The organism is Kitasatospora sp. NPDC001159 (assembly GCF_053598235.1).
This window is the reverse complement of the sequence record NZ_JBSFJV010000002.1, coordinates 147,098-169,764: the sequence shown is the minus strand read 5'-3', so window position 1 is coordinate 169,764 and position 22,667 is coordinate 147,098. Positions and strand designations below refer to the sequence as shown.

Sequence of the window (22,667 nt, the reverse complement as noted above, 5' to 3'; positions counted from 1 at the left end):
AGGTGGATCTCGCAGTTCATGGCTAAGAAGCAAGGCGCCATTGAGATCGAGGGCACCGTGATCGAGTCTCTTCCGAACGCGATGTTCAAGGTCGAGCTGCAGAACGGTCACAAGGTCCTCGCGCACATCAGTGGCAAGATGCGCATGCACTACATCCGCATCCTGCCGGACGACCGGGTCGTCGTGGAGCTCAGCCCCTACGACCTCACGCGCGGCCGGATCGTCTACCGCTACAAGTAAGAACGTCAGATCTAGACCCGGAGAACCTGAACATGAAGGTCAAGCCGAGCGTCAAGAAGATCTGCGACAAGTGCAAGGTGATCCGCCGTCACGGCCGGGTCATGGTGATCTGCGACAACCTGCGCCACAAGCAGCGCCAGGGCTGATCTCTCCCCAGCATTTCTCGTAGTACTTCGCGCGACGCGAAAACGTCATAAGCGGGCTACCCGATCCGTCTCGGAACGGACGGACTGCCGCCCCCGGTCAGAGGCCGGGGCTCCCTCACCGTGAGGTGTCGGAGTAGGTAGCACGCAAGACCTCTGAAGAACCACAGGAGCCTTGAATGGCACGCCTCGCCGGCGTTGATCTCCCCCGTGAGAAGCGGATCGAGATCGCCCTCACCTACGTGTACGGCATCGGCCGTACCCGCGCCCAGCAGACCCTCGCCGAGACCGGCGTCAACCCGGATGTCCGCGTTCGCGACATCACCGAGGACGACCTGGTCAAGCTGAGCCAGTACATCGACGCCAACTTCACGGTCGAGGGTGACCTCCGCCGCGAGGTGGCCGCCGACATCCGCCGCAAGGTCGAGATCGGCTGCTACGAGGGTCTGCGTCACCGCCGGGGCCTGCCGGTCCGCGGCCAGCGCACCCACACCAACGCGCGTACCCGCAAGGGCCCGCGTCGCGCGATCGCCGGTAAGAAGAAGCCGGGCAAGAAGTAGTCCGTCCCGTAACCGGACATCCCTCCGGCCCGCGGGTCAGCGGACCGACCACCTCAGTAGGAGAACAGACTTATGCCCCCCAAGGGTCGTCAGGCTGCCGGCGCGAAGAAGATCCGCCGCAAGGAAAAGAAGAACGTCGCTCACGGCCACGCGCACATCAAGAGCACGTTCAACAACACCATCGTTTCGATCACCGACCCCGCGGGCAACGTGATCTCCTGGGCCTCCGCCGGCCACGTCGGCTTCAAGGGCTCGCGCAAGTCCACCCCGTTCGCCGCGCAGATGGCCGCCGAGGCCGCTGCCCGTCGCGCGCAGGAGCACGGCATGCGCAAGGTTGACGTCTTCGTGAAGGGTCCGGGCTCCGGCCGCGAGACCGCGATCCGTTCGCTCCAGGCCACCGGCCTGGAGGTCGGCTCGATCCAGGACGTCACCCCCACCCCGCACAACGGCTGCCGTCCGCCGAAGCGCCGCCGCGTCTGACCCGTGTCGTCCCCTCTGGGGGCGACCCGGGCCTGGGTTCTGCTTTAAACCTCGTACGGGCTCCTGCGCAGTTGATTCAACACAGCGTGCAGGAGCCCGTACGCTTGGCATGAGGCCACCGCCTCATGGCCATTCGTTCGGCGTCAAATAGTGGGCGCCGAAGACTGGAGGATCGAAACCCCATGCTTATCGCTCAGCGTCCCTCGCTGACCGAAGAGGTCGTCGACGAGTTCCGCTCGCGGTTCGTGATCGAGCCGCTGGAGCCGGGCTTCGGCTACACCCTCGGCAACTCCCTGCGCCGCACGCTCCTGTCGTCGATCCCGGGTGCCGCTGTCACCAGCATCCGCATCGACGGCGTCCTGCACGAGTTCACCACCGTGCCGGGCGTCAAGGAGGACGTGACCGACCTCATCCTCAACATCAAGCAGCTGGTCGTCTCCTCGGAGCACGACGAGCCGGTCGTGATGTACCTGCGCAAGCAGGGCCCGGGTGTCGTCACCGCCGCCGACATCGCCCCGCCGGCGGGTGTCGAGGTGCACAACCCCGAGCTGGTCCTCGCCACGCTGAACGGCAAGGGCAAGCTGGAGATGGAGCTGACCGTCGAGCGCGGTCGCGGCTACGTCTCCGCCGTCCAGAACAAGGCCTCCGGCCAGGAGATCGGCCGCATCCCGGTCGACTCGATCTACAGCCCGGTGCTGAAGGTCACCTACAAGGTCGAGGCCACCCGTGTCGAGCAGCGGACCGACTTCGACAAGCTGATCGTCGACGTCGAGACCAAGCCCGCCATGCGTCCGCGCGACGCCATGGCCTCGGCCGGCAAGACCCTGGTGGAGCTGTTCGGCCTCGCCCGCGAGCTGAACATCGACGCCGAGGGCATCGACATGGGCCCGTCCCCGACGGACGCCGCCCTGGCCGCCGACCTGGCGCTGCCGATCGAGGAGCTGGAGCTCACCGTCCGCTCCTACAACTGCCTCAAGCGCGAGGGCATCCACACCGTGGGTGAGCTCGTCGCCCGCTCCGAGGCCGACCTGCTCGACATCCGCAACTTTGGCGCGAAGTCGATCGACGAGGTCAAGGCGAAGCTGGCCGGCATGGGCCTGGCCCTCAAGGACAGCCCGCCCGGGTTCGACCCGACCGCTGCCGCCGACGCCTTCGGCGCCGACGACCTCGACGACTCGCACTTCGCCGAGACCGAGCAGTACTAAGAGATTTGGCCGCGGGGGCGGTTCCACGGAGCCGCCCCCGTCGTCATGAAAGCCGTGCGGGCACAGTGCCCGTACGCCCGCTGCGGTACCTGGTACGGCCGCAGTCGGAGATTCGAGGAGTAATTCCATGCCGCGTCCCACCAAGGGTGCCCGCCTCGGCGGCGGCCCGCACCACGAGCCGCTGCTGCTCGCCGGTCTGTGCCGGGAGCTGTTCCAGTACGGCCGCATCACCACGACCGAGGCCAAGGCCCGTCGGATGCGCCCGCTGGCGGAGAAGCTGATCACCAAGGCGAAGAAGGGCGACATCCACAACCGTCGCCTGGTGCGCAAGACGATCACCGACGTCTCCGTGCTGCACACCCTCTTCACCGAGATCGCGCCGCGCTACGAGAACCGCCCGGGTGGCTACACCCGCATCACCAAGATCGGTCCCCGTCGTGGCGACAACGCCCCGATGGCCGTGATCGAGCTGGTCGAGGCGCTGACCGTCGCGCAGACCGCCGTCGGCGAGGCCGAGGCCGCCACCAAGCGCGCCGTCAAGGAGGCCGAGGAGGCCAAGGTCGAGGAGACCAAGGCCGACGAGGCCGCCGAGGCCGAGCAGGCCTGACGCCTCTAGGTGTTGCCGCGGGCCCGCTTTCCCAGTGATGGGGGAGCGGGCCCGTTCCTTGTCCGCGAGGTCCCTGGGAGAAGAGAAGCAGTGGTCAGTGATTGCGCCGAGCAGCCGCCGGTGAAGGACGGTCCGGCCGACGGGTACGTCCGCGTCCGGCTCGACCTCGCCTACCACGGCGCCGAGTTCTCCGGCTGGGCCCGCCAGAAGGGCGGCCGCCGGACGGTCCAGGAGGAGATCGAGAGCGCGCTGCAGGTCGTCACCCGCAGCCAGGAGCTCTTCCCGCTCACCGTGGCCGGCCGCACCGACGCCGGGGTGCACGCCCGCGGCCAGGTCGCCCACGTCGACCTGCCGGCCGAGCTGTGGGAGGCGCACCGGGAGAAGCTGCTGCGCCGGCTGGCCGGGCGGCTGCCCGGGGACGTCCGGATCTACCGGGTCGGCGAGGCGCCGGCCGGGTTCGACGCGCGCTTCTCGGCGATCTGGCGCCGGTACGCGTACCGGGTCGCCGACCACCCCGGCGGGGTCGACCCGCTGTTGCGCGGGCACGTGCTCTGGCACGACCGGCCGCTGGACCTGGAGAAGATGAACGCGGCCGCGAAGCTCCTGCTCGGCGAGCACGACTTCGCCGCGTACTGCAAGAAGCGCGAGGGCGCCACCACCATCCGCACCCTGCTGGAGCTGCACTGGGACCGCGTCCCGGTGGACACCTACGCCGCCCAGGAGGGCTCGCTGGCGGTCGCCACCGTCCGGGCCGACGCCTTCTGCCACAACATGGTCCGGGCGCTGGTCGGCGCGATGCTGCTGGTCGGCGACGGGCACCGGCCGGTGGAGTTCCCCGGCGAGGTGCTGGCCGGCGGAGTGCGCAACTCGGCCGTCAACGTGATCCGGCCGTACGGGCTCACCCTTGAGGAGGTCGGCTACCCGCCGGACGACCAGCTCGCCGAGCGCAACCGCCAGGCCAGGCGGATGCGGACCCTGCCCGGGCAGCCCGCCGCCACCCAGGCGGGAGCCTGAAGACCGGTCCTTAATCCGTTTTGGCCGGGGGCGTCCGCTTGGGACAATCGCTCCCATGGGACACGTCGAGATTTCGCACCTGGAGTACTACCTGCCGGACGGGCGGGTGCTGTTCGACGACGCGTCCTTCCGGGTCGGCGAGGGTGCCGCGGTCGCCCTGGTCGGGGCCAACGGCGCCGGCAAGACGACGCTGCTGCGCATGATCGCGGGGGACATCCAGCCGCACGGCGGCACGGTGACGATCAGCGGCGGGCTCGGCGTGATGCGCCAGTTCGTCGGCACCACCGGCCGCGAGGACCAGCAGTCCGCCCCGGGCGCGCTGCCGGCCGACGCCTCGGTGCGCGACCTGCTGGTCTCGGTCGCCCCCGAGCGGATCGCCAAGGCCGCCCGCGCGGTGGACGCCGCCGAGCTGGCGATGATCGCCCAGGACGACGAGAAGACGCAGATGGCCTACGCCCAGGCGCTCTCCGACTGGGCGGACGTGGGCGGCTACGACTACGAGACCGACTGGGACGTCTGCACCATGGCGGCCCTCGGCATGCCCTTCGACAAGGCCCAGTGGCGCGGCCTGAACACCCTCTCCGGCGGTGAGCAGAAGCGGCTGGTGCTGGAGGCGCTGCTGCGCGGCCCGGACGAGGTGCTGCTGCTCGACGAGCCCGACAACTACCTGGACGTACCGGCCAAGCGCTGGCTGGAGGAGGCCATCAAGGCCACCTCGAAGACCGTCCTGTTCATCTCGCACGACCGGGAACTGCTCTCCCGTACCGCCGACAAGATCATCAGCGTCGAGTCCGGCGCGGCCGGCAGCAGCGTCTGGGTGCACGGCGGCGGCTTCGACACCTTCCACGAGGCCCGCAAGGCCCGCTTCGAGCGCTTCGAGGAGCTGCGCCGCCGCTGGGACGAGGAGCACGCCAAGCTCAAGAAGCTGGTCGTCACCCTGCGTCAGGCCGCCGCCGTCAGCCACGAGATGGCCTCCCGCTACGCCGCCGCCCAGACCAGGCTGAAGAAGTTCGAGGACGCCGGCCCGCCGGAGGCGCCGCCGCGCGAGCAGACCATCACCATGCGGCTCAAGGGCGGGCGCACCGGCGTGCGCGCCTTCACCATGGAGCGGCTGGAGCTCACCGGTCTGATGAAGCCCTTCGACCTGGAGGTCTTCTACGGCGAGCGGGTCGCGGTGCTCGGCTCCAACGGCTCCGGCAAGTCGCACTTCCTGCGGCTGCTGGCCGGCGACGGGACCGTGGCGCACACGGGCAACTGGAAGCTCGGCGCCCGGGTGGTGCCCGGCCACTTCCGGCAGACCCACGCCCACCCGGAGCTGTTCGGCCGGACCGTCCGCTCGATCATCGAGGAGGAGCACGCGCTCAGCCGCGGCGCCGCGATGGGCGCGCTGCGCCGGTACGAGCTGGACCGTCAGGAGGAGCAGAAGTTCGAGTCGCTGTCCGGTGGACAGCAGGCCCGGCTGATGATCCTCAAGCTCGAACTCTCCGGCGTGACGGCCCTGTTGCTCGACGAGCCGACCGACAACCTGGACCTGGAGAGCGCCGAGGCGCTGCAGGCCGGGCTGGAGGCCTTCGACGGCACGGTGCTGTGCGTCACCCACGACCGCTGGTTCGCCAAGACCTTCGACCGCTTCCTGGTGTTCGGCGCGGACGGGCGGGTGTACGAGTCGCCCGAGCCGGTGTGGGACGTCACCCGGGTGGAGCGCGAACGCTGAGTTGCCGGGGGAGGGGCCTTCGGCCGGTGGACGAGGCGATTTTTGACCCCTCCCCGCCCGCCCGGTAACCTGGACGCTTGATGTGCGTATTGGCTCGCTCTATCTCACGTGAGAGGTCGGTACGCCGGAGACATCAGGTCGACGACCAGCGGTCCCCCTTGAATTGCGTCCAAGGTTGGCCAGGCTGCTCTTCCGTCCGGGTGCTCCTGTCAGGACTCACTCACTGAAAAGCGAAGGCTACGACCGTGCGTACGTACAGCCCCAAGCCCGGCGACGTCCAGCGTCAGTGGCACGTCATCGACGCGACCGACGTCGTGCTCGGCCGCCTGGCCTCCCAGGCCGCCAACCTCCTCCGGGGCAAGCACAAGGCGATCTACGCGCCGCACGTTGACACTGGTGACTTCGTCATCATCATCAACGCCGACAAGGTGCACCTGTCCGGTAACAAGAAGACCCAGAAGCTGGCCTACCGCCACTCGGGCTTCCCGGGCGGTCTGCGCTCGGTGCGCTACGACGACCTCCTGGACAAGAACCCGGAGAAGGCCGTCGAGAAGGCCATCAAGGGCATGATCCCCAAGAACAGCCTGGGCCGTCAGATGCTCTCGAAGCTGAAGGTCTACTCGGGCGACCAGCACCCCCACGCTGCCCAGCAGCCGGTGCCGTTCGAGATCACCCAGGTCGCGCAGTAATTCCGGCCACCAAGCCCCCCATCACTGAAAAGAGCTGAGGAACACCGTGGCCGAGACCACTGAAACCCTTGAGGTCGACTTCGACGAGACCGTCGTCGAGGGCGAGTACACCTCCGAGGAGACCTACACCTCCGAGTCCCTGGCCGGCCGCTTCGGCGAGGCCGTCCCCGGCGCCGGCCTCGGCCGTCGCAAGGAGGCGATCGCCCGCGTGCGCATCGTCCCCGGCACCGGCCAGTGGAAGATCAACGGTCGCACCCTTGAGGACTACTTCCCCAACAAGGTGCACCAGCAGACCGTGAACGAGCCCTTCAAGCTCCTCGAGCTGGACGGCCGTTACGACGTCGTCGCCCGCATCAGCGGTGGCGGCGTCTCCGGCCAGGCCTACGCGCTGCGCCTCGGCGTTGCCCGTGCCCTGAACGAGGCCGACGTGGACAACAACCGCGGCGCCCTCAAGAAGGCCGGCTTCCTGACCCGTGACGCCCGCGCCGTCGAGCGCAAGAAGGCCGGTCTGAAGAAGGCCCGCAAGGCGCCGCAGTACAGCAAGCGCTAGTCGCGCCCCCGGGGGTGCGGTCCGCCCTGGCGGCGCACCCCCTGGTTGCGCAAACCGTCGCCCCGGAGTACCCCGCGTACTCCGGGGCGACGTGTTCCCCGGCTCACGTGCGGCGGCCGGGATCATCGGTGGGTTCCGAGCATGGTGATGGAGGACGGACAGTGGGACGACTCTTCGGTACGGACGGCGTACGCGGGGTGGCGAACGAGGGCCTGACGGCGGAGCTGGCGCTCGGCCTGTCGGTCGCGGCCGCGCATGTGCTCGGTGAGGCCGGCGCCTTCGACGGTCACCGGCCGGTCGCGGTGGTCGGCCGCGACCCGCGTGCCTCGGGCGAGTTCCTGGAGGCCGCGGTCATCGCCGGTCTGGCGAGCTCCGGCGTCGACGTCCTGCGGGTCGGTGTCCTGCCCACCCCGGCCGTGGCCTACCTCACCGGCGCGCTCGGCGCCGACTTCGGCGTGATGCTGTCCGCCAGCCACAACGCCATGCCGGACAACGGCATCAAGTTCCTCGCCCGCGGCGGCCACAAGCTGGACGACCGGATCGAGGACGCGATCGAGGCGCACTACCGCAAGTACACGGTCGGCGGCGAGGACTGGAACCGTCCCACCGGCGCGGCCGTCGGCCGGGTGCGCGAGTACACCGAGGGCTTCGACAAGTACGTCGCCCACCTGATCGGCGTGCTGCCCAACCGCCTGGACGGCATCAAGGTCGTCATCGACGGCGCCCACGGCGCGGCCGCGTACGTCGCCCCCGAGGCCTTCGCCCGGGCCGGCGCCGAGGTCGTCCACACCCTGGGGGCCGAGCCCACCGGCCTCAACATCAACGACGGTGTCGGCTCCACCCACCTGGACCGGCTGCGCGTCGCCATGAAGGAGCACCAGGCCGACCTCGGTATCGCCCTGGACGGCGACGCCGACCGCTGCCTGGCCGCCGACGCCGAGGGCAACGAGGTGGACGGCGACCAGATCATCGCCATCCTCGCCGTCGCCATGAAGGAGGCCGGCACCCTGCGCCGCAACACCGCGGTGGCCACCGTGATGTCCAACCTCGGCTTCAAGCTGGCGATGGAGCGCGAGGGCATCGACCTGGTGGAGACCGCGGTCGGCGACCGCTACGTGCTGGAGGCGATGAAGGAGCACGGCTTCGCGCTGGGCGGCGAGCAGTCCGGCCACGTCATCCTGCTGGACCACGCCACCACCGGTGACGGCACCCTGACCGGCCTGATGCTGGGCGCCCGACTGGCCGCCACCAAGCAGCCGCTGGCCGACCTGGCCGCCGTGATGACCCGTCTGCCGCAGGTGCTGATCAACGTCAAGGGCGTCGACAAGAGCCGGGTGAAGACCAGCGTCGAGCTGACCGGGGCGGTCGCCGCGGCCGAGGCCGAGCTGGGCTCCACCGGCCGGGTGCTGCTGCGCCCGTCCGGCACCGAGCCGCTGGTCCGGGTCATGGTCGAGGCCGCCGACCCGGCGCAGGCCGAGGCGGTCGCGCAGCGGCTGGCCGAGGCGGTGCGCACCCACCTGGGCTGAGCCCCCGGTACGGCGAAGGCCCCCACTGGACCAGTGGGGGCCTGGCGTCGTTTCCGGAGCGTGCTAGAGCTTGCGCAGCAGTGCCCGGCGGACCTTGTGGTCCTGGCCCTTCTGCAGGATCAGGGTGGCCCGGCCGCGCGTGGGCAGCACGTTCTCCAGCAGGTTGGGCTTGTTGATGGTGCGCCAGACCTGGCGGCCGTACTCCATCGCCTCCTCCTCCGGCACCTCGGTGAAGCGGCGGAAGTAGGAGTTCGGGTCCTGGAAGGCGGTCTGCCGCAGCTTGCGGAAGCGGTCCAGGTACCAGTGCTCGATGTCGTCGGTACGGGCGTCGACGTAGATCGAGAAGTCGAAGTAGTCGGCCACCGCGAGGCGGGTGCGGCCGTCGGTGCCGGGCAGGGCCGGCTGGAGCACGTTCAGGCCCTCGACGATCAGGATGTCCGGGCGCTCCACGGTCAGCCGCTGGTCCGGCACGATGTCGTACACCAGGTGCGAGTACACCGGAGCGGTGACCCGCTCCTTGCCCGCCTTGACGTCCGCGACGAAGCGCATCAGGGCCCGGCGGTCGTACGACTCCGGGAAGCCCTTGCGGGCCATCAGGCCGCGACGGCGCAGCTCGGCGTTGGGCAGCAGGAAGCCGTCGGTGGTGACCAGTTCGACCCGGGGGTGTTCGGGCCAGCGGGCCAGCAGGGCCTGCAGCAGGCGGGCGGTGGTGGACTTGCCGACCGCGACCGAGCCGGCCACGCCGATGATGAACGGGGTGCGGGTGCGCTCGGTGTCCGGGGTGTCCAGGAAGGTGCCCAGCGTGCCGCGCAGCTCGTGCGTGGCGTGGATGTACAGGTTCAGCAGCCGGGACAGCGGCAGGTAGACGTCGCGGACCTCGTCCAGGTCGAGGGCCGTGCCGAGGCCGCGCAGCTGCTCCACCTCCTCGGCGGTCAGCGGCAGCGGCGTACGCTCGCGCAGCGCGCTCCACTCGGCCCGGCTGAGGTCCACGTAAGGGGACGGCGACGGGCCGGGCGTGGCGGCGCCCCGCGTACAGAGTTCGGTCAGCACATGCTCCATTGTGAGCCGTAGCGGTGTTCACGGTGGCTGTGGTGTCGGTCACGCAGCGTTGGCCCGAGACGGGAATACGGCCACAGAACCGCCCTTATGCTGGCACGCATGTGCGGAATTGTTGGATACGTGGGCGCGCAGTCCGCCCTCGACGTAGTAATCGCTGGTCTGCAGCGGCTGGAGTACCGGGGCTATGACTCGGCCGGTGTCGCGGTGCAGACGCAGGACTCCGAGGGGCAGTGGAGCCTGGTCACGGACAAGCGTGCCGGAAAGCTCGGCAACCTGGAGAAGTCGCTCGCCGAGTCCCCTCTGCCCGGCGGCACCACCGGCATCGGCCACACCCGCTGGGCCACCCACGGCGGCCCGACGGACGCCAACGCCCACCCCCACCTGGACGACGACTGCCGGGTGGCCGTGGTCCACAACGGCATCATCGAGAACTTCGCCCAGCTGCGCGCCGAGATCGCCGAGCGCGGCCACACCCTCCGGTCCGAGACCGACACCGAGGTCGTCGCCCACCTGCTGGGCGAGGCGTACGAGGGCGACCTCGCCGAGGCCATGCGCGTGGTCTGCCGCCGTCTGGACGGCGCCTTCACCCTGGTCGCCGTGCACGCGGACGCGCCCGGCGTGGTGGTCGGCGCCCGCCGCAACTCGCCGCTGGTGGTGGGCCGCGGTGAGGGCGAGAACTTCCTCGCCTCGGACGTCGCCGCGTTCATCGCGCACACCCGTGAGGCGATCGAGCTGGGCCAGGACCAGGTCGTCGAGCTGCGTCACGAGGCCGTGACGGTGACCAACTTCGACGGCACCCCGGCGGAGGTGCGCGAGTACCACGTCGACTGGGACGCCTCCGCCGCCGAGAAGGGCGGCTACGACTACTTCATGCTCAAGGAGATCGCCGAGCAGCCGAAGGCCGTCGCGGACACCCTGCTGGGCCGCATCGGCACCGACGGCCGGCTGACCCTGGACGAGCTGCGCATCTCCGACGCGGACCTGCGCTCGGTGGACAAGGTCGTCATCGTCGCCTGCGGCACCGCGTTCCACGCGGGCATGATCGCCAAGTACGCGATCGAGCACTGGACCCGCATCCCCTGCGAGGTCGAGGTCGCCTCGGAGTTCCGCTACCGCGACCCGATCATGGGACCGGGCACGCTGGTCATCGCCATCTCGCAGTCCGGCGAGACCATGGACACCCTGATGGCCCTGCGGCACGCCCGGGAGCAGGGCGCCAAGGTGCTGGCGATCTGCAACACCAACGGCTCCACCATCCCGCGCGAGTCGGACGCGGTGCTGTACACCCACGCCGGCCCGGAGGTCGCGGTCGCGTCCACCAAGGCGTTCCTGACCCAGCTGATCGCCTGCTACCTGGTCGCCCTGTACCTGGGCCAGGTGCGCGGCACCAAGTGGGGCGACGAGATCTTCGCCGTCATCAAGGAGCTCGGCGACGCGCCGAAGCAGGTCGAGCAGGTCCTGGAGACCATGGAGCCGGTGCGCGAGCTGGCCCGCTCGCTGGCCGACGCCCGCTCGGTGCTGTTCCTCGGCCGCCACGTCGGCTTCCCGGTGGCCCTGGAGGGTGCGCTCAAGCTCAAGGAGCTCGCCTACATGCACGCCGAGGGCTTCGCGGCGGGCGAGCTCAAGCACGGGCCGATCGCGCTGATCGAGGAGGGGCTGCCGGTCGTGGTGGTCGTGCCCTCGCCGCGCGGGCGCTCGATCCTGCACGACAAGATCGTCTCCAACATCCAGGAGATCCGGGCCCGCGGCGCCCGCACCATCGTGATCGCCGAGGAGGGCGACGAGGCGGTCGTCCCGTACGCGGACCACCTGATCCGCATCCCGGTGACCCCGACCCTGCTGCAGCCGCTGGTCTCCACCGTCCCGCTCCAGGTCTTCGCCTGCGAGCTGGCCACGGCCAAGGGCCACGAGGTCGACCAGCCGCGCAACCTGGCGAAGTCGGTCACCGTCGAGTAGTCGCTCGGCCTCTCACGGCGTCCCTGCGGTGGCTGCGTCCTACCGCAGGGGCGCCGTTGTGTCCGGTGCGGGATAGCGTCGGCGGTAGCCGACCGCCGAAGGAGTCCTGCCATGCGTCACGCCCATCGGGTGGAAGTCGTCCGGGCCGCCGAGGCCGCGCTGATGGCGCGGTTGCCGGAGGGGACGTTGATGCAGCGGGCGGCGGCCGGGCTGGCGGCGACCTGCGCGCGGCTGCTGACGCGGCGTCGCGGGCGGGTGTACGGCAGCCGGGTGGTGGTGCTGGCGGGCAGCGGGGACAACGGGGGTGACGCCCTGTACGCCGGGGCCGCGCTGGCCCGGCGCGGGGCGCGGGTGACGGCGGTGCTGCTCGCGCCGCAGAAGGCCCACCGGGGCGGGCTGGCCGCGCTGCGCGCTTACGGCGGACGGGTGACGGCGGAGCGGGAAGTCGGTCTGGCCGACTTCTCGTGCGCGGACCTGGTGCTGGACGGGATCGTCGGCATCGGCGGCCGCGGCGGGCTGCGCCCCGAGGCGGAGCCGTACGCACGGGCCGAACGACGCGGCACGGTGGTGGCGGTGGACCTGCCCAGCGGGGTCGAGGCGGACACCGGCGAGGTTCCGGGGGCGGCGCTGCGCGCGGACGTCACGGTCTGCTTCGGCACGTACAAGCCCGGGCTGCTGATCGACCCGGGGGCCTCGTACGCGGGCGCGCTGCAACTGGTGGACATCGGGCTGGAGCTGCCGGAGCCGGACGTGACGGCCCTGCAGCACGCGGACGTGGCGGCGCTGCTGCCGCTGCCGGGCGCGGAGAGCGACAAGTACCGGCGCGGCGTGGTCGGGGTGGCGGCCGGCTCGGCGACGTACCCGGGGGCGGCGCTGCTGGCGGTCGCCGGGGCGCTGCGGGGCGGCGCGGGCGCCGTCCGGTACGTCGGCACGGCGGCCGAGGAGGTGGTCCGGCGCTTCCCGGAGACGCTGGTCACCGAGGGCGGACCGGCCGGGGCCGGGCGGGTGCAGGCCTGGGTGGTCGGGCCGGGCGGCGGCGAGGGGGCGCGGCAGGTGCTGGCCGAGGCGCTGGCGGGTGACGTCCCGGTGCTGGTGGACGCGGACGGGCTGACCGAGCTGGGTCGGCTCGGCCCCGAGGCGCTGGCCGGCCGTACCGCGCCGACCCTGCTCACCCCGCACACCGGCGAGGCCGCCCGGCTGCTCGCGGGCGTCGAGGGCACCGCGCCGCCCGCCGCCGGGGACCTGGCCGCCACCCGGCTGGCCACCGCCCGGCGGCTGGCGGCCGCCTACCGGGCCACCGTGCTGCTGAAGGGCTCCACCACCGTGGTGGCCGATCCGGGCGGGGCCGTCCGGGTGAACCCCACCGGCACCTCCTGGCTGGCCACCGCGGGCAGCGGGGACGTGCTGGCCGGTCTGGCCGGTTCGCTGCTCGCCTCGGGCCTGTCGCCGCTGGACGCCGCCTCGGTGGCCGCCTATCTGCACGGCCTGGCGGGCCGTGGGGCGGCGGGTGACCCGGGCGCGCCGGTGACCGCGACGGGCGTCGCCCAGGCGCTCCCGACGGCCTGGCGAGCGGTGCGGCAGGGGTAGTCCGAGCGGAACCGAACCATCCGTTCCAGGCGTCTCAGACGGGGCGGACGAGCCGTCCGCCGCAGGTCGACGGGGTGCCCGGCGCCCCGGTGCCGACCGCCGCGCCGATGGGCCGTTCGGCGAGGACTCCGGGACGTCTGGGAGACTGACCCTGATGACAACTGCGAACACGACCGGCACAGCCACCCTCACCGACGGCGTACGGGCTGAGGCGACCATCGATCTCGCCGCCCTGCGCGGCAACCTCGCCGCGCTGCGCGAGCGCGTCGGCGGCTCTGCCGTGATGCTCGCGGTCAAGGCGGACGCCTACGGCCACGGCGCGCTCGAGTGCGCCCGTGAGGCGGTCGCGAACGGCGTCGGCTGGCTCGGCTGCGCGACGCCCGACGAGGCGCTGGCGCTGCGGGCCGGTGGCATCCGCCCGGAGCACGCCCGCATCCTGTGCTGGCTGTGGACGCCCGGCGGGCCGTGGCGCGAGGCGCTGCGCGCGGACCTGGACATCTCGGTCAGCGGCCAGTGGGCGCTGGACGAGCTGCTGCCGGCCGTACGGGAGACCGGCATCCCGGCGCGGGTCCACCTGAAGGCCGACACCGGACTGGGCCGCAACGGCTGCCAGCCGCACGACTGGCCGCAGCTGGTGGCGAACGCCCGGCGCGCCGAGGCCGAGGGACTGCTGAAGGTGGTCGGCATCTGGTCGCACTTCGCCGCCGCCGACGAGCCGGGCCACCCGTCGATCCAGGCCCAGCTGGACTCCTACCACGCCGCGCTGGCGCACGCCGAGGCCGCCGGGCTGCGCCCCGAGGTGCGGCACCTGGCGAACTCCCCGGCCACCCTGCTGCTGCCGCAGTCGCACTTCGACCTGGTCCGCACCGGCCTGGCCGCGTACGGGCTGTCGCCGGTGCCCGAGGTGGGCTCCCCGGCCGACTTCGGGCTGCGCCCGGTGATGGCGCTGACCGCCCGGCTGGCGCTGGTCAAGCACGTCCCCGGCGGGCACGGGGTCAGCTACGGCCACCACTACGTGACGCCCGGCCCGACCACCCTTGGGCTGGTCCCGGTCGGCTACGGCGACGGCATCCCGCGCCACGCCAGCGGCACCGGCCCGGTGCAGATCGGCGGCAAGTGGCGCACGGTGGCCGGCCGGGTCGCGATGGACCAGTTCGTGGTGGACCTGGGCGGTGACACCCCCGGGATGGGTGACGAGGTGCTGCTGTTCGGCAACGGCGAGCACGGTGAGCCGACCGCCGAGGACTGGGCCCGCGCCTGCGGCTCCATCTCGTACGAGATCATCACCCGGATCGGCGCCCGGGTGCCCCGCCGCTACCTGGGCGGCAGCCACGCCGAGGGCCTGTCGGCATGACCGACTCGCCGGCCGAGCACACCCCGGTCGCCGTGGTGGCCAAGGCGGCCGGCGCGGCCACCGGGGTGAGCCGGGCCGGTGTGATCGGGATCTCCGTCGGCGTGCTGGCGGCCGGCGCGGCGGCGGGCGTGGCGATCGAGCGGCTGACGGTCGGCCGGGCGATGCGCCGCCGGGCGCGGGCCGAGCTGGACGCGGCCGCCCCGTACGGCTCGCTGCGCGGGCGACCGCTCACGGTGGCCGCGCCGGACGGCACCGAGCTGTACGTGGAGCTGGACGGCACCGGCTGGGCCGAGCCGGACGGCCTGGGCGAGTGGGCGAGTGACAGCCCCGAGCGCCCGGGAAGCGAGCGGGCGAGCGACCGCGCCGAGCCGCTGACCGTGGTGTTCTGCCACGGCTACTGCCTCAACCAGGACAGCTGGCACTTCCAGCGCGCCGCGCTGCGCGAGGGCGTGCGGCTGGTCTTCTGGGACCAGCGCAGCCACGGCCGCTCCGAGCGCTCCCGCTCGTACCTGGCCGGCGAGCCGGCCGGCATCGACCAGCTGGGCGGCGACCTCAAGGCGGTGCTGGACGCCGTCGCGCCGACCGGGCCGCTGGTGCTGGTGGGCCACTCGATGGGCGGCATGACGGTGATGGCGCTGGCCGAACTGCACCCGGAGCTGTTCCGCGACCGCGTCGCCGGGGTCGCGCTGGTCGGCACCCTGGCGGGGGACTGGGACGATGTGAGCCTCGGCCTGCCGAAGGTCGGCGCCAAGCTGTTCAAGAAGGTCGCGCCCGGCGTGATGCGGCTGCTGGGCCGTCAGGTGGAGCTGGTGGAGGCGACCAGGCGGGTCGGCGCGGACGTGGCGGCCGTCTTCTACCGGAAGTTCTCCTTCGGCGGGAAGGACGTCGACCCCGGCGTGGTGCGCTTCGCCGAGCAGCTGTTGGACGCCACCCCGATCGACGTGGTCGCCGAGTTCTACCCGGCGTTCGGCGCGCACGAGAAGTACGAGTCGCTGAACGCCCTGCGTGGCCTGCCGGCCCTGGTGCTGGCCGGAACGAAGGACCTGCTGACGCCCGCGACCCACAGCGAGGCGATGGCCGAACGGTTGCCCGGCGCCGAGCTGGTGCTGGTCGAGGGCGCCGGGCACCTGGTGCTGCTGGAACGCCCCGGGCTGGTCGACCACGAGCTGGCGCGGCTGCTGTGCCGGGCCGCCGGGTTCGCCGGCGCCGCGCCGCTGCCGCCGGCCGTCCTGGAGCTCGCCAGCGAGCGGCCCCGGGAACCGGAGCCGAACCCGGTCGCCGACCCCGCCTGACCCCCGCCCGCCGCGCCGGGGTGCGGCGATGTGGCACGGTAGCGGTGGCGGCCGGTGGTCGGCGCGCCGCTACGGACCGAAGGGCAAGACACGCGCATGGGCTCGCACGCCACTCTCACCGTCCCCACTCCGGAGCGGATGGGCCGACTCGGCCGGGAGCTGGCCGCGCTGCTGCGGCCGGGTGACCTGGTGCTGCTCTCCGGCGAGCTGGGGGCGGGGAAGACCACGCTGACCCGGGGCCTCGGGGAGGGGCTGCAGGTCCGCGGGGCGGTGACCTCGCCGACCTTCGTGATCGCCCGGGTGCACCCCTCGCTGGTCGGCGGCCCGGCCCTGGTGCACGTGGACGCGTACCGGCTGGGCGGGAACCTGGACGAGATGGAGGACCTCGACCTGGACGTCTCGCTGCCGGACTCGGTGATCGTGGTCGAGTGGGGCGAGGGCAAGGTCGAGCGGCTGTCCGAGGACCGGCTGGAGGTGCGGATCGAGCGGGCGATCGGCGACACCGCCGGGGAGGACCACGACCCGCGCCGGGTGGTGCTGACCGGCGTCGGAGAGCGCTGGGCGGATGTGGAGCTGGAGGAGCTCGCCTGAAGGTCCGGTCGTCGAACTCCCGCCCGCGGGGTGTTCGAGGGCGGGCCCCGGCGGTTCCCCGTTTTGCCGACAGCCTGTCGGCATGGTGTTGCGGGCGGGGTGCCGGGCGTGGTGGGATGGGTGCTGCGGTTAGGTCTGCCTAACTAGGGAGGCGCCATGTCGAGCCCCACCCCCGCCCCGGAGCGTGCCCCGCGCGGCACCGGGACCGGAGAGTCCGCCCGCCGCGCTCCGGGAGCGCCGATGCGGGCGCTGCTGGCCGCCTGCGCGGCCGCCGAGGCGGTGTCCACCCCGCCCGAACCGCAGCCGCGGCAGGCCGAAGAGCCCGAGGCGGAGACACCCCGGGCTGCCTGACGCCCTGACCGCCCGGCTCAGGCGACCACGACCACCTTGGTGCCGTTCGGCGCGAAGTCCCAGAGCAGCTGCCCCTCGGCGCGGCCGCTGCGGATGCCGCCGGTCTTGGCCTTCGGATCGGCGGTCGGCGTCGCGCCGTCCATGGCCGAGCTGAAGCCGAACACCACGCCGTTCTGCTGCGCGAAGCGCACCACGTGCTCGATCTGCCGGCCGTCGGTACCGGTGCCGACCGGGGTGCGGCTGTACACCGAGTAGCTGCCCGGGGTCGGCTCGACCGTGCCCGGGGCGACCAGGAAGGTGGCCGTGACCTGCGGGTTCTTCTTCGGGTCGACCAGCCAGACGCAGTGGCTGCCCACCGAGTAGACGACCCGCGTGCCACTGCCCGAGCTGGCCGGCAGCGCCGGGGCGGTCGGGGTGGCCGTGGCGCTCGGCGTCGCCGAGGCGGCCGGCCCGGTCGACGTCGCCACGGTGGTGGGACGGGCACCGCCCGCGCGGTCCTGCGCGCCGTTGGCCTGGAAGGCCAGCAGGCTCACCACCGCCAGGGCCCCCAGGGTCAACCCCGTGACCACCACTCCAGGACCCATCTTCGCCACGTGCCACTCCCGCCGCCGTCCTCTGTACGTACCGCCCTAATCGTGCCAGGTCCCCCTGGCCGGTCGGCAGCGCCCAGCACGTGTGTTCCGGACGGGGACACCAGCTCGATCAGCTGGTCGGCTCAACGTCGGTCTAACCTTGTCCTGTGCTGCTGCTCGCGTTCGACACCGCTACCCCCGCCGTCACCGCCGCCGTCCACGACGGCACGGCCGTCCTCGCCGAGACCCACCAGGTCGACGCCCGACGCCACGGTGAACTGCTGCTGCCCGCGATCGACCAGGTCCTGCGGGCTGCCGGGGTGGACAAGCACCAGCTCACCGGCATCGCAGTCGGCGTCGGCCCGGGCCCGTACACCGGCCTGCGGGTCGGCCTGGTGACGGCCGCCGCGCTCGGCCACGCGCTCGGGCTGCCGGTGCACGGCGTCTGCACCCTGGACGCGATCGCCTTCCAGGCCCGCGCCGAGGGCTTGACCGGGCAGCCGTTCACGGTGGCCACCGACGCCCGCCGCAAGGAGGTCTACTGGGCCTCCTACGACGCCGAGGGCCGCCGCACCGAGGGTCCCGGCGTGGACCGCCCGGCCGAGCTGACGCCCCAGGCCCGCTCGGTGGGCGCCGGCGCGCTGCTCTACCCCGACGCCTTCCCGGGCGCCCACGGTCCCGACCACGTCTCGGCCGGCGCCCTCGCCGGCTTCGCCGCCGCCGAGCTGGTCGCCGGGCGCGAGCTGCTGCCGAACCTCCCGCTGTACCTGCGCCGCCCGGACGCCCAGGTGCCCGCCGCCTACAAGACCGTTCTAGGGGGCAAGGCGGTGCTCCCGGCGTGAACCACGGCACCACCCTGCGCCCGATGCGCTGGTGGGACATCGAGCCGGTGATGGAGCTGGAACTCAGGCTCTTCCCCGAGGACGCCTGGTCCCACGGGATGTACTGGTCCGAACTCGCCGAGGCCCACCCCGGCGGCACCCGCCACTACACCGTCGCCACCACCGGGGACGGCGCCATCGTCGGCTACGCCGGACTGATGGAGATCGCCGGCGAGGGCGACGTCCAGACCATCGCCGTCGACGAGCGCCACCAGGGCGCCGGTCTCGGCGCGGCGCTGCTCACCGACCTGATCCACGAGGCCGCCCGGCGCGGCTGCGCCGAACTGCTGCTGGAGGTACGGGTGGACAACCCGCGCGCCCAGCGGCTGTACGAGCGCCACGGCTTCGAGCCGGTGGGCATCCGGCGCGGCTACTACCAGCCCGCCAACGTCGACGCGCTGGTGATGCGCCTCGACCACCCGAGCACTGACAGCACCGACCCGAAGGACATTGAGGACACCCGCCATGGCTGACGAACCGCTCGTCCTCGGCATCGAGACCTCCTGCGACGAGACCGGCGTCGGCATCGTGCGCGGCACCACGCTGCTGGCCGACGCGGTCGCCTCCAGCGTCAACGACCACGCCCGCTTCGGCGGCGTCGTCCCGGAGATCGCCAGCCGCGCCCACCTGGAGGCGATGGTCCCGACCATCCAGCGCGCCCTGGACACCGCCGGGATCAAGGCGAGCGACCTGGACGGCATCGCCGTCACCGCCGGCCCCGGCCTGGCCGGTGCGCTGCTGGTCGGCGTCAGCGCCGCGAAGGCGTACGCCTGGGCGCTGGACAAGCCGCTGTACGGGGTCAACCACCTCGCCTCGCACATCTGCGTCGACCAGCTGGAGCACGGTCGGCTGCCCTCGCCGACGATGGCCCTGCTGGTCTCCGGCGGGCACTCCTCGCTGCTGCTCAGCGAGGACATCACCAGCGACGTCCGCCCGCTCGGCGCGACCATCGACGACGCGGCCGGTGAGGCCTTCGACAAGGTCGCCCGGGTGCTCGGCCTGGGCTTCCCCGGCGGCCCGATCGTCGACCGCACGGCCCGCGAGGGCGACCCCAAGGCGATCAACTTCCCGCGCGGCCTGAGCGGCAGGAACGACCCGGAGTACGACTTCTCCTTCTCCGGCCTGAAGACCGCCGTCGCCCGTTGGGTGGAGGCCAAGCGACGGGCTGGCGAGGAGGTGCCGATCGCGGACGTGGCGGCCTCCTTCCAGGAGGCGGTCACCGACGTGCTCACCCGCAAGGCCGTCAAGGCGTGCAGGGACAACGGCGTCGACCACCTGATGATCGGCGGCGGCGTCGCGGCCAACTCCCGGCTGCGCGAGATGGCCCAGCAGCGCTGCGACCGGGCCGGCATCCGGCTGCGGGTGCCCCGGCCGGGCCTGTGCACCGACAACGGTGCCATGGTGGCCGCGCTGGGCGCCGAGATGGTGTGGCGCGACCGCACGCCCTCCGCCTTCGACCTGTCGGCGGACTCCTCGCTGCCCGTCACCGACGTCCACGTCCCTGCTGCGGACATCGGGCACGGCGACTTCCATGGCCAGGCCTACGACGCCCTCGGCGGCGGTGCGGCATGACCGTCGCCGCGATGTGGGAGGCCCGGGCGGCGGACCACCGGGGCGACGAACTCGCCGCCTGGGTAAGGGAGTTCGCGCTGCCCATGGTCCGCGGCGCGGCTGGTCTGGAGCGCCTTGAGCTGCTCTCCGCCCCGGGCGAGCGGGTGTTGCTGATCACCTGGTGGAGCGGCGATCCGGTACTGGTCGCCGACCCGCCGGCCGAGCTGCTCGGCCGCCCGGTGCACCGCTGGTCCTTCACCAGCGAGCACGTCGAGTAGACGGTGGTCGGGAACCGCCGCGCGCCCGCTACCGTGCATAGCTGAGAGAAGGCCGGACGGGATCGGGAGCGCGGCGCGGTGAACAGGGACGGGCGGAGCAGGATCAGGACGTACGCGGTGGGGGCGCTGGCCCTGCTGGCCTTCGCCACCGCGTGCGGCGACAACGGGGCCGGCGGCGGTGCCGCCCCGGCCGCGTCCCAGCCGTCCGGCGGCGCCGCGCCGACCGCCGCGGCCACCACGCCGGGCGCGGCCCCGGCCGAGGGCGACGCCGCGGCCTGGGCGAAGTGGAACCTCAAGCCGCTCGCCCCGGCCCCCGCGCCGCCCGCCGACAAGCCGATCAAGCTCGAACGCACCGGCACCGTACCGGTGATCAGCGACGTGAAGACGAGCGACAAGGTCGTCTTCATCACCATCGACGACGGTGCCGAGAAGGACCCGAAGTTCGTCGAGATGCTGACCGACCTCAAGGTGCCGATCACGATGTTCTTGACCAAGGACATCGTCAAGAACGACTACGGCTACTTCAAGCCGCTCCAGGCGCTCGGCAACCACATCCAGAACCACACCGTCACCCACCCGGTGATGAGCAAGCTCCCGGCGGACAAGCAGAAGGCCGAGATCTGCGACGACCAGGCCGCGCTCACCCAGCAGTACGGCACCGCCCCGCTGCTGTTCCGCCCGCCGTTCGGCGACGGCGCCAACACCCCGATGCTCAACACCTCGGTGCAGCAGTGCGGCCCGCGCGCGATCGTGCTCTGGCGCGAGTCGATGCAGATCCACGACATGCAGTACCAGGCCGCCGACAAGAAGCTGAAGCCCGGCGACATCATCCTGGCGCACTTCCGCGGCCCCAAGGAGCTCAAGGGCGCCACGATGACCCAGATGTTCGCCGACCTGCTGGCCCGGATCCAGGAGCAGGGCTTCTCGGTGGCCCGGCTGGACGACTACATCCAGCCGCCGGCGTCGTAACCGCTCAGACCGGCTGACCGAGCATCATCAGCGGACCGTGGTCGGTGCGGCTGAGGATCACCGTGACGGTGTTCGGCCCGGAGGGCCTGAGCTGACGGCGCAGCTCCTCCGGGGTGATCGCCATCCCGCGCTTCTTGATCACCACCGTGCCGGCCTGACGCTCGCGCAGCAGCGCCTTCAGCTTCTTGATGTGGAAGGGCAGCACGTCGGTGAGCTCGAAGGCGTGCGCGTACGGGGTGGCGACCAGCTCGTCCGAGGTCAGGTAGGCGATCTTCGGGTCGATCAGCCGGCCGCCGACCTGCTCGGCCACCTCGGCCACCAGGTGGGCCCGGATCACCGCGCCGTCCGGCTCGTACAGGTACCGCCCGACCGGTCCGGCCGGCGGGTCGGGCAGGTCGCCGCCGGTCAGGCTGGCGCCCTGCGGCAGCAGGGTGGCGCGGTGCGGGCGGGCCGCCTTGGTGCCGAACCAGAGCACCGCCTCCTTGACGTCCCCGTGGTCGGAGACCCACTCGGCCTCGGCGTCCGCCGGGACGGCCTCGTGCGGGATGCCCGGTGCCACCTTCAGCGCGCCGATCGGGGTCCGCCGCCCGGCCTCGATCGCCCAGGACAGCGGCGGGGCGTACGCCTCGGGGTCGAACACCCGGCCGCGCGAGGTACGGCGGGCAGGGTCGGTGAACACCGCGTCGTAGCCGGTGACGTCCACCTCGGCGACGTCCGCGCAGCGCACCTCGACCAGCTCGGACAGGCCCAGAGCGGCGGCGTTGGCCGCGGTCGCGGCGCAGGCGGCCGGGTCCTTGTCCACCGCCAGCACCTCGATCCCGGCCCGGGCCAGAGCCAGCACGTCCCCGCCGATGCCGCAGCACAGGTCCGCCAGCCGCCGTACCCCCAGCTCGGCGAACCGGCGGGCCCGCCACTCGGCCACACTGCGCCGGGTGGACTGCTCGACCCCGTTGGGCGTGAAGTACATCAGGTCCGCGTCCGTCCCGAACTTCGCCCGCGCCCGCTGCCGCAACCGCGCCTGCCCGAACGCCGCCGACACCAGCTCCGCCGGATGCTCCCGGCGCAGCCGGGTGGCGAGCGCCAGCTCCTCCTGGGGCGTGAACTCGCGCAGCTCGGCGAGCAGGGCCTGACCCTCGGGGGTCAGCAGGGGCTGGAGGTTCTCGGTGTCCACGGGCCCATTCTGACCGGTCAGAGGAGGTGGACGCCGGGTAGGACCGACAACGTGATGACGGACAGGGCCACCCCGGTGACGACCGGGACGATCCGGTACCCGATCCGCCAACTGGCCCGGACGATCCAAGCGGGCACCGGGAGCGTGGCCGCGATGAGGATCAGGGTGCCGACCGGCCTGGACGCGTGCAGTGACATCACGATCAGGAAGGTCACGAGGCCGCCGACGATCAGCGCCGGAACCAGCGCGACGGCCACGACCAGGGCGAGCAGCAGGTCCGTCAGCCAGTGGGCACGCGGTCGCAGGGGATCCCGGATCAGCGGCACG

At 72.2% G+C, this 22,667-nt stretch carries 26 protein-coding genes; 22 read left to right on the top strand and 4 right to left on the bottom strand.

Annotated features, from left to right (window positions below; translation table 11 throughout):
• Positions 1 to 18: 18 nt before the first annotated feature.
• From infA to glmM, 11 genes are all read left to right on the top strand, one after another.
• The gene (infA, locus tag ACWC9T_RS02195; protein WP_003956442.1) at positions 19 to 240 is read left to right on the top strand and encodes a translation initiation factor IF-1; all 222 of its coding nucleotides are present in this window, start codon (positions 19 to 21) and stop codon (positions 238 to 240) included.
• Positions 241 to 272: 32 nt separating this feature from the next.
• Positions 273 to 386: a 50S ribosomal protein L36 gene (gene rpmJ, locus ACWC9T_RS02190; RefSeq protein WP_003956441.1), complete on the top strand. Its 114-nt coding sequence runs from the start codon at positions 273 to 275 to the stop codon at positions 384 to 386.
• Between the two features lie 176 nt (positions 387 to 562).
• Complete coding sequence (rpsM, locus tag ACWC9T_RS02185; protein WP_380608253.1) at positions 563 to 943, top strand: 30S ribosomal protein S13; 381 nt, start codon at positions 563 to 565, stop codon at positions 941 to 943.
• Positions 944 to 1,015: 72 nt separating this feature from the next.
• A complete protein-coding gene (gene rpsK, locus ACWC9T_RS02180; RefSeq protein ID WP_030232513.1) occupies positions 1,016 to 1,423 on the top strand; it encodes a 30S ribosomal protein S11 in 408 nt (135 codons plus the stop codon).
• 182 nt (positions 1,424 to 1,605) lie between these two features.
• Positions 1,606 to 2,628 carry a DNA-directed RNA polymerase subunit alpha gene (locus ACWC9T_RS02175; protein ID WP_049649049.1) on the top strand — a complete coding sequence of 341 codons (1,023 nt, stop codon included), beginning with the start codon at positions 1,606 to 1,608 and terminating at the stop codon, positions 2,626 to 2,628.
• 127 nt (positions 2,629 to 2,755) lie between these two features.
• Positions 2,756 to 3,235, top strand: a complete 480-nt coding sequence (rplQ, locus tag ACWC9T_RS02170; RefSeq protein WP_449819152.1) for a 50S ribosomal protein L17 — start codon at positions 2,756 to 2,758, stop codon at positions 3,233 to 3,235.
• Positions 3,236 to 3,325: 90 nt separating this feature from the next.
• On the top strand, positions 3,326 to 4,249 hold the full coding sequence (truA, locus tag ACWC9T_RS02165) for a tRNA pseudouridine(38-40) synthase TruA (protein ID WP_449819151.1): 924 nt from the start codon (positions 3,326 to 3,328) through the stop codon (positions 4,247 to 4,249).
• Between the two features lie 55 nt (positions 4,250 to 4,304).
• Entirely contained in the window at positions 4,305 to 5,963 is a 1,659-nt protein-coding gene (locus tag ACWC9T_RS02160) for an ABC-F family ATP-binding cassette domain-containing protein (protein WP_449819150.1), read from the top strand.
• A 245-nt stretch (positions 5,964 to 6,208) separates the two neighbouring features.
• Positions 6,209 to 6,652, top strand: a complete 444-nt coding sequence (gene rplM, locus ACWC9T_RS02155; protein ID WP_035848207.1) for a 50S ribosomal protein L13 — start codon at positions 6,209 to 6,211, stop codon at positions 6,650 to 6,652.
• Positions 6,653 to 6,698: 46 nt separating this feature from the next.
• Positions 6,699 to 7,202 carry a 30S ribosomal protein S9 gene (rpsI, locus tag ACWC9T_RS02150; protein WP_449819149.1) on the top strand — a complete coding sequence of 168 codons (504 nt, stop codon included), beginning with the start codon at positions 6,699 to 6,701 and terminating at the stop codon, positions 7,200 to 7,202.
• Between the two features lie 161 nt (positions 7,203 to 7,363).
• Positions 7,364 to 8,728, top strand: a complete 1,365-nt coding sequence (gene glmM, locus ACWC9T_RS02145) for a phosphoglucosamine mutase (RefSeq protein ID WP_449819148.1) — start codon at positions 7,364 to 7,366, stop codon at positions 8,726 to 8,728.
• 63 nt (positions 8,729 to 8,791) lie between these two features.
• Here the strand turns inward: glmM and coaA are convergent, their stop codons facing one another.
• Positions 8,792 to 9,787 (bottom strand): type I pantothenate kinase, encoded by a 996-nt coding sequence (gene coaA, locus ACWC9T_RS02140; RefSeq protein ID WP_449819147.1) that lies wholly within the window; start codon positions 9,785 to 9,787, stop codon positions 8,792 to 8,794.
• Between the two features lie 99 nt (positions 9,788 to 9,886).
• Between coaA and glmS the strand changes: the two genes are divergently transcribed.
• From glmS to ACWC9T_RS02110, 6 genes are all read left to right on the top strand, one after another.
• Positions 9,887 to 11,743 carry a glutamine--fructose-6-phosphate transaminase (isomerizing) gene (gene glmS / locus ACWC9T_RS02135; protein WP_449819145.1) on the top strand — a complete coding sequence of 619 codons (1,857 nt, stop codon included), beginning with the start codon at positions 9,887 to 9,889 and terminating at the stop codon, positions 11,741 to 11,743.
• Positions 11,744 to 11,854: 111 nt separating this feature from the next.
• On the top strand, positions 11,855 to 13,330 hold the full coding sequence (locus tag ACWC9T_RS02130) for an NAD(P)H-hydrate dehydratase (protein WP_449819144.1): 1,476 nt from the start codon (positions 11,855 to 11,857) through the stop codon (positions 13,328 to 13,330).
• 154 nt (positions 13,331 to 13,484) lie between these two features.
• Positions 13,485 to 14,684 (top strand): alanine racemase, encoded by a 1,200-nt coding sequence (gene alr, locus ACWC9T_RS02125; RefSeq protein WP_449819143.1) that lies wholly within the window; start codon positions 13,485 to 13,487, stop codon positions 14,682 to 14,684.
• Positions 14,681 to 15,976, top strand: a complete 1,296-nt coding sequence (locus ACWC9T_RS02120) for an alpha/beta fold hydrolase (protein ID WP_449819142.1) — start codon at positions 14,681 to 14,683, stop codon at positions 15,974 to 15,976. The genes alr and ACWC9T_RS02120 overlap by 4 nt, the downstream gene beginning before the upstream one ends.
• Before the next feature lie 96 nt (positions 15,977 to 16,072).
• Entirely contained in the window at positions 16,073 to 16,567 is a 495-nt protein-coding gene (gene tsaE, locus ACWC9T_RS02115; protein WP_449819141.1) for a tRNA (adenosine(37)-N6)-threonylcarbamoyltransferase complex ATPase subunit type 1 TsaE, read from the top strand.
• Positions 16,568 to 16,723: 156 nt separating this feature from the next.
• Complete coding sequence (locus tag ACWC9T_RS02110; protein ID WP_449819140.1) at positions 16,724 to 16,918, top strand: hypothetical protein; 195 nt, start codon at positions 16,724 to 16,726, stop codon at positions 16,916 to 16,918.
• Between the two features lie 17 nt (positions 16,919 to 16,935).
• Here the strand turns inward: ACWC9T_RS02110 and ACWC9T_RS02105 are convergent, their stop codons facing one another.
• On the bottom strand, positions 16,936 to 17,502 hold the full coding sequence (locus tag ACWC9T_RS02105; RefSeq protein WP_449819196.1) for a hypothetical protein: 567 nt from the start codon (positions 17,500 to 17,502) through the stop codon (positions 16,936 to 16,938).
• Between the two features lie 155 nt (positions 17,503 to 17,657).
• Between ACWC9T_RS02105 and tsaB the strand changes: the two genes are divergently transcribed.
• The 5 genes from tsaB to ACWC9T_RS02080 all read left to right on the top strand — a co-directional run bounded on the left by tsaB (position 17,658) and on the right by ACWC9T_RS02080 (position 21,169).
• Entirely contained in the window at positions 17,658 to 18,332 is a 675-nt protein-coding gene (gene tsaB, locus ACWC9T_RS02100) for a tRNA (adenosine(37)-N6)-threonylcarbamoyltransferase complex dimerization subunit type 1 TsaB (RefSeq protein ID WP_449819139.1), read from the top strand.
• Positions 18,333 to 18,355: 23 nt separating this feature from the next.
• The gene (gene rimI, locus ACWC9T_RS02095) at positions 18,356 to 18,844 is read left to right on the top strand and encodes a ribosomal protein S18-alanine N-acetyltransferase (protein ID WP_449819195.1); all 489 of its coding nucleotides are present in this window, start codon (positions 18,356 to 18,358) and stop codon (positions 18,842 to 18,844) included.
• The gene (gene tsaD, locus ACWC9T_RS02090; RefSeq protein WP_449819138.1) at positions 18,837 to 19,943 is read left to right on the top strand and encodes a tRNA (adenosine(37)-N6)-threonylcarbamoyltransferase complex transferase subunit TsaD; all 1,107 of its coding nucleotides are present in this window, start codon (positions 18,837 to 18,839) and stop codon (positions 19,941 to 19,943) included. The genes rimI and tsaD overlap by 8 nt, the downstream gene beginning before the upstream one ends.
• Positions 19,940 to 20,200, top strand: a complete 261-nt coding sequence (locus ACWC9T_RS02085; protein ID WP_449819137.1) for a hypothetical protein — start codon at positions 19,940 to 19,942, stop codon at positions 20,198 to 20,200. The genes tsaD and ACWC9T_RS02085 overlap by 4 nt, the downstream gene beginning before the upstream one ends.
• Positions 20,201 to 20,278: 78 nt before the next feature.
• The gene (locus tag ACWC9T_RS02080) at positions 20,279 to 21,169 is read left to right on the top strand and encodes a polysaccharide deacetylase family protein (RefSeq protein ID WP_449819136.1); all 891 of its coding nucleotides are present in this window, start codon (positions 20,279 to 20,281) and stop codon (positions 21,167 to 21,169) included.
• Between the two features lie 4 nt (positions 21,170 to 21,173).
• Here ACWC9T_RS02080 and ACWC9T_RS02075 read toward each other — a convergent pair whose 3' ends face one another.
• Positions 21,174 to 22,361 (bottom strand): class I SAM-dependent methyltransferase, encoded by a 1,188-nt coding sequence (locus ACWC9T_RS02075; RefSeq protein WP_449819194.1) that lies wholly within the window; start codon positions 22,359 to 22,361, stop codon positions 21,174 to 21,176.
• Complete coding sequence (locus ACWC9T_RS02070; protein WP_449819135.1) at positions 22,358 to 22,666, bottom strand: hypothetical protein; 309 nt, start codon at positions 22,664 to 22,666, stop codon at positions 22,358 to 22,360. The genes ACWC9T_RS02075 and ACWC9T_RS02070 overlap by 4 nt, the downstream gene beginning before the upstream one ends.
• Position 22,667 lies beyond the last annotated feature (1 nt).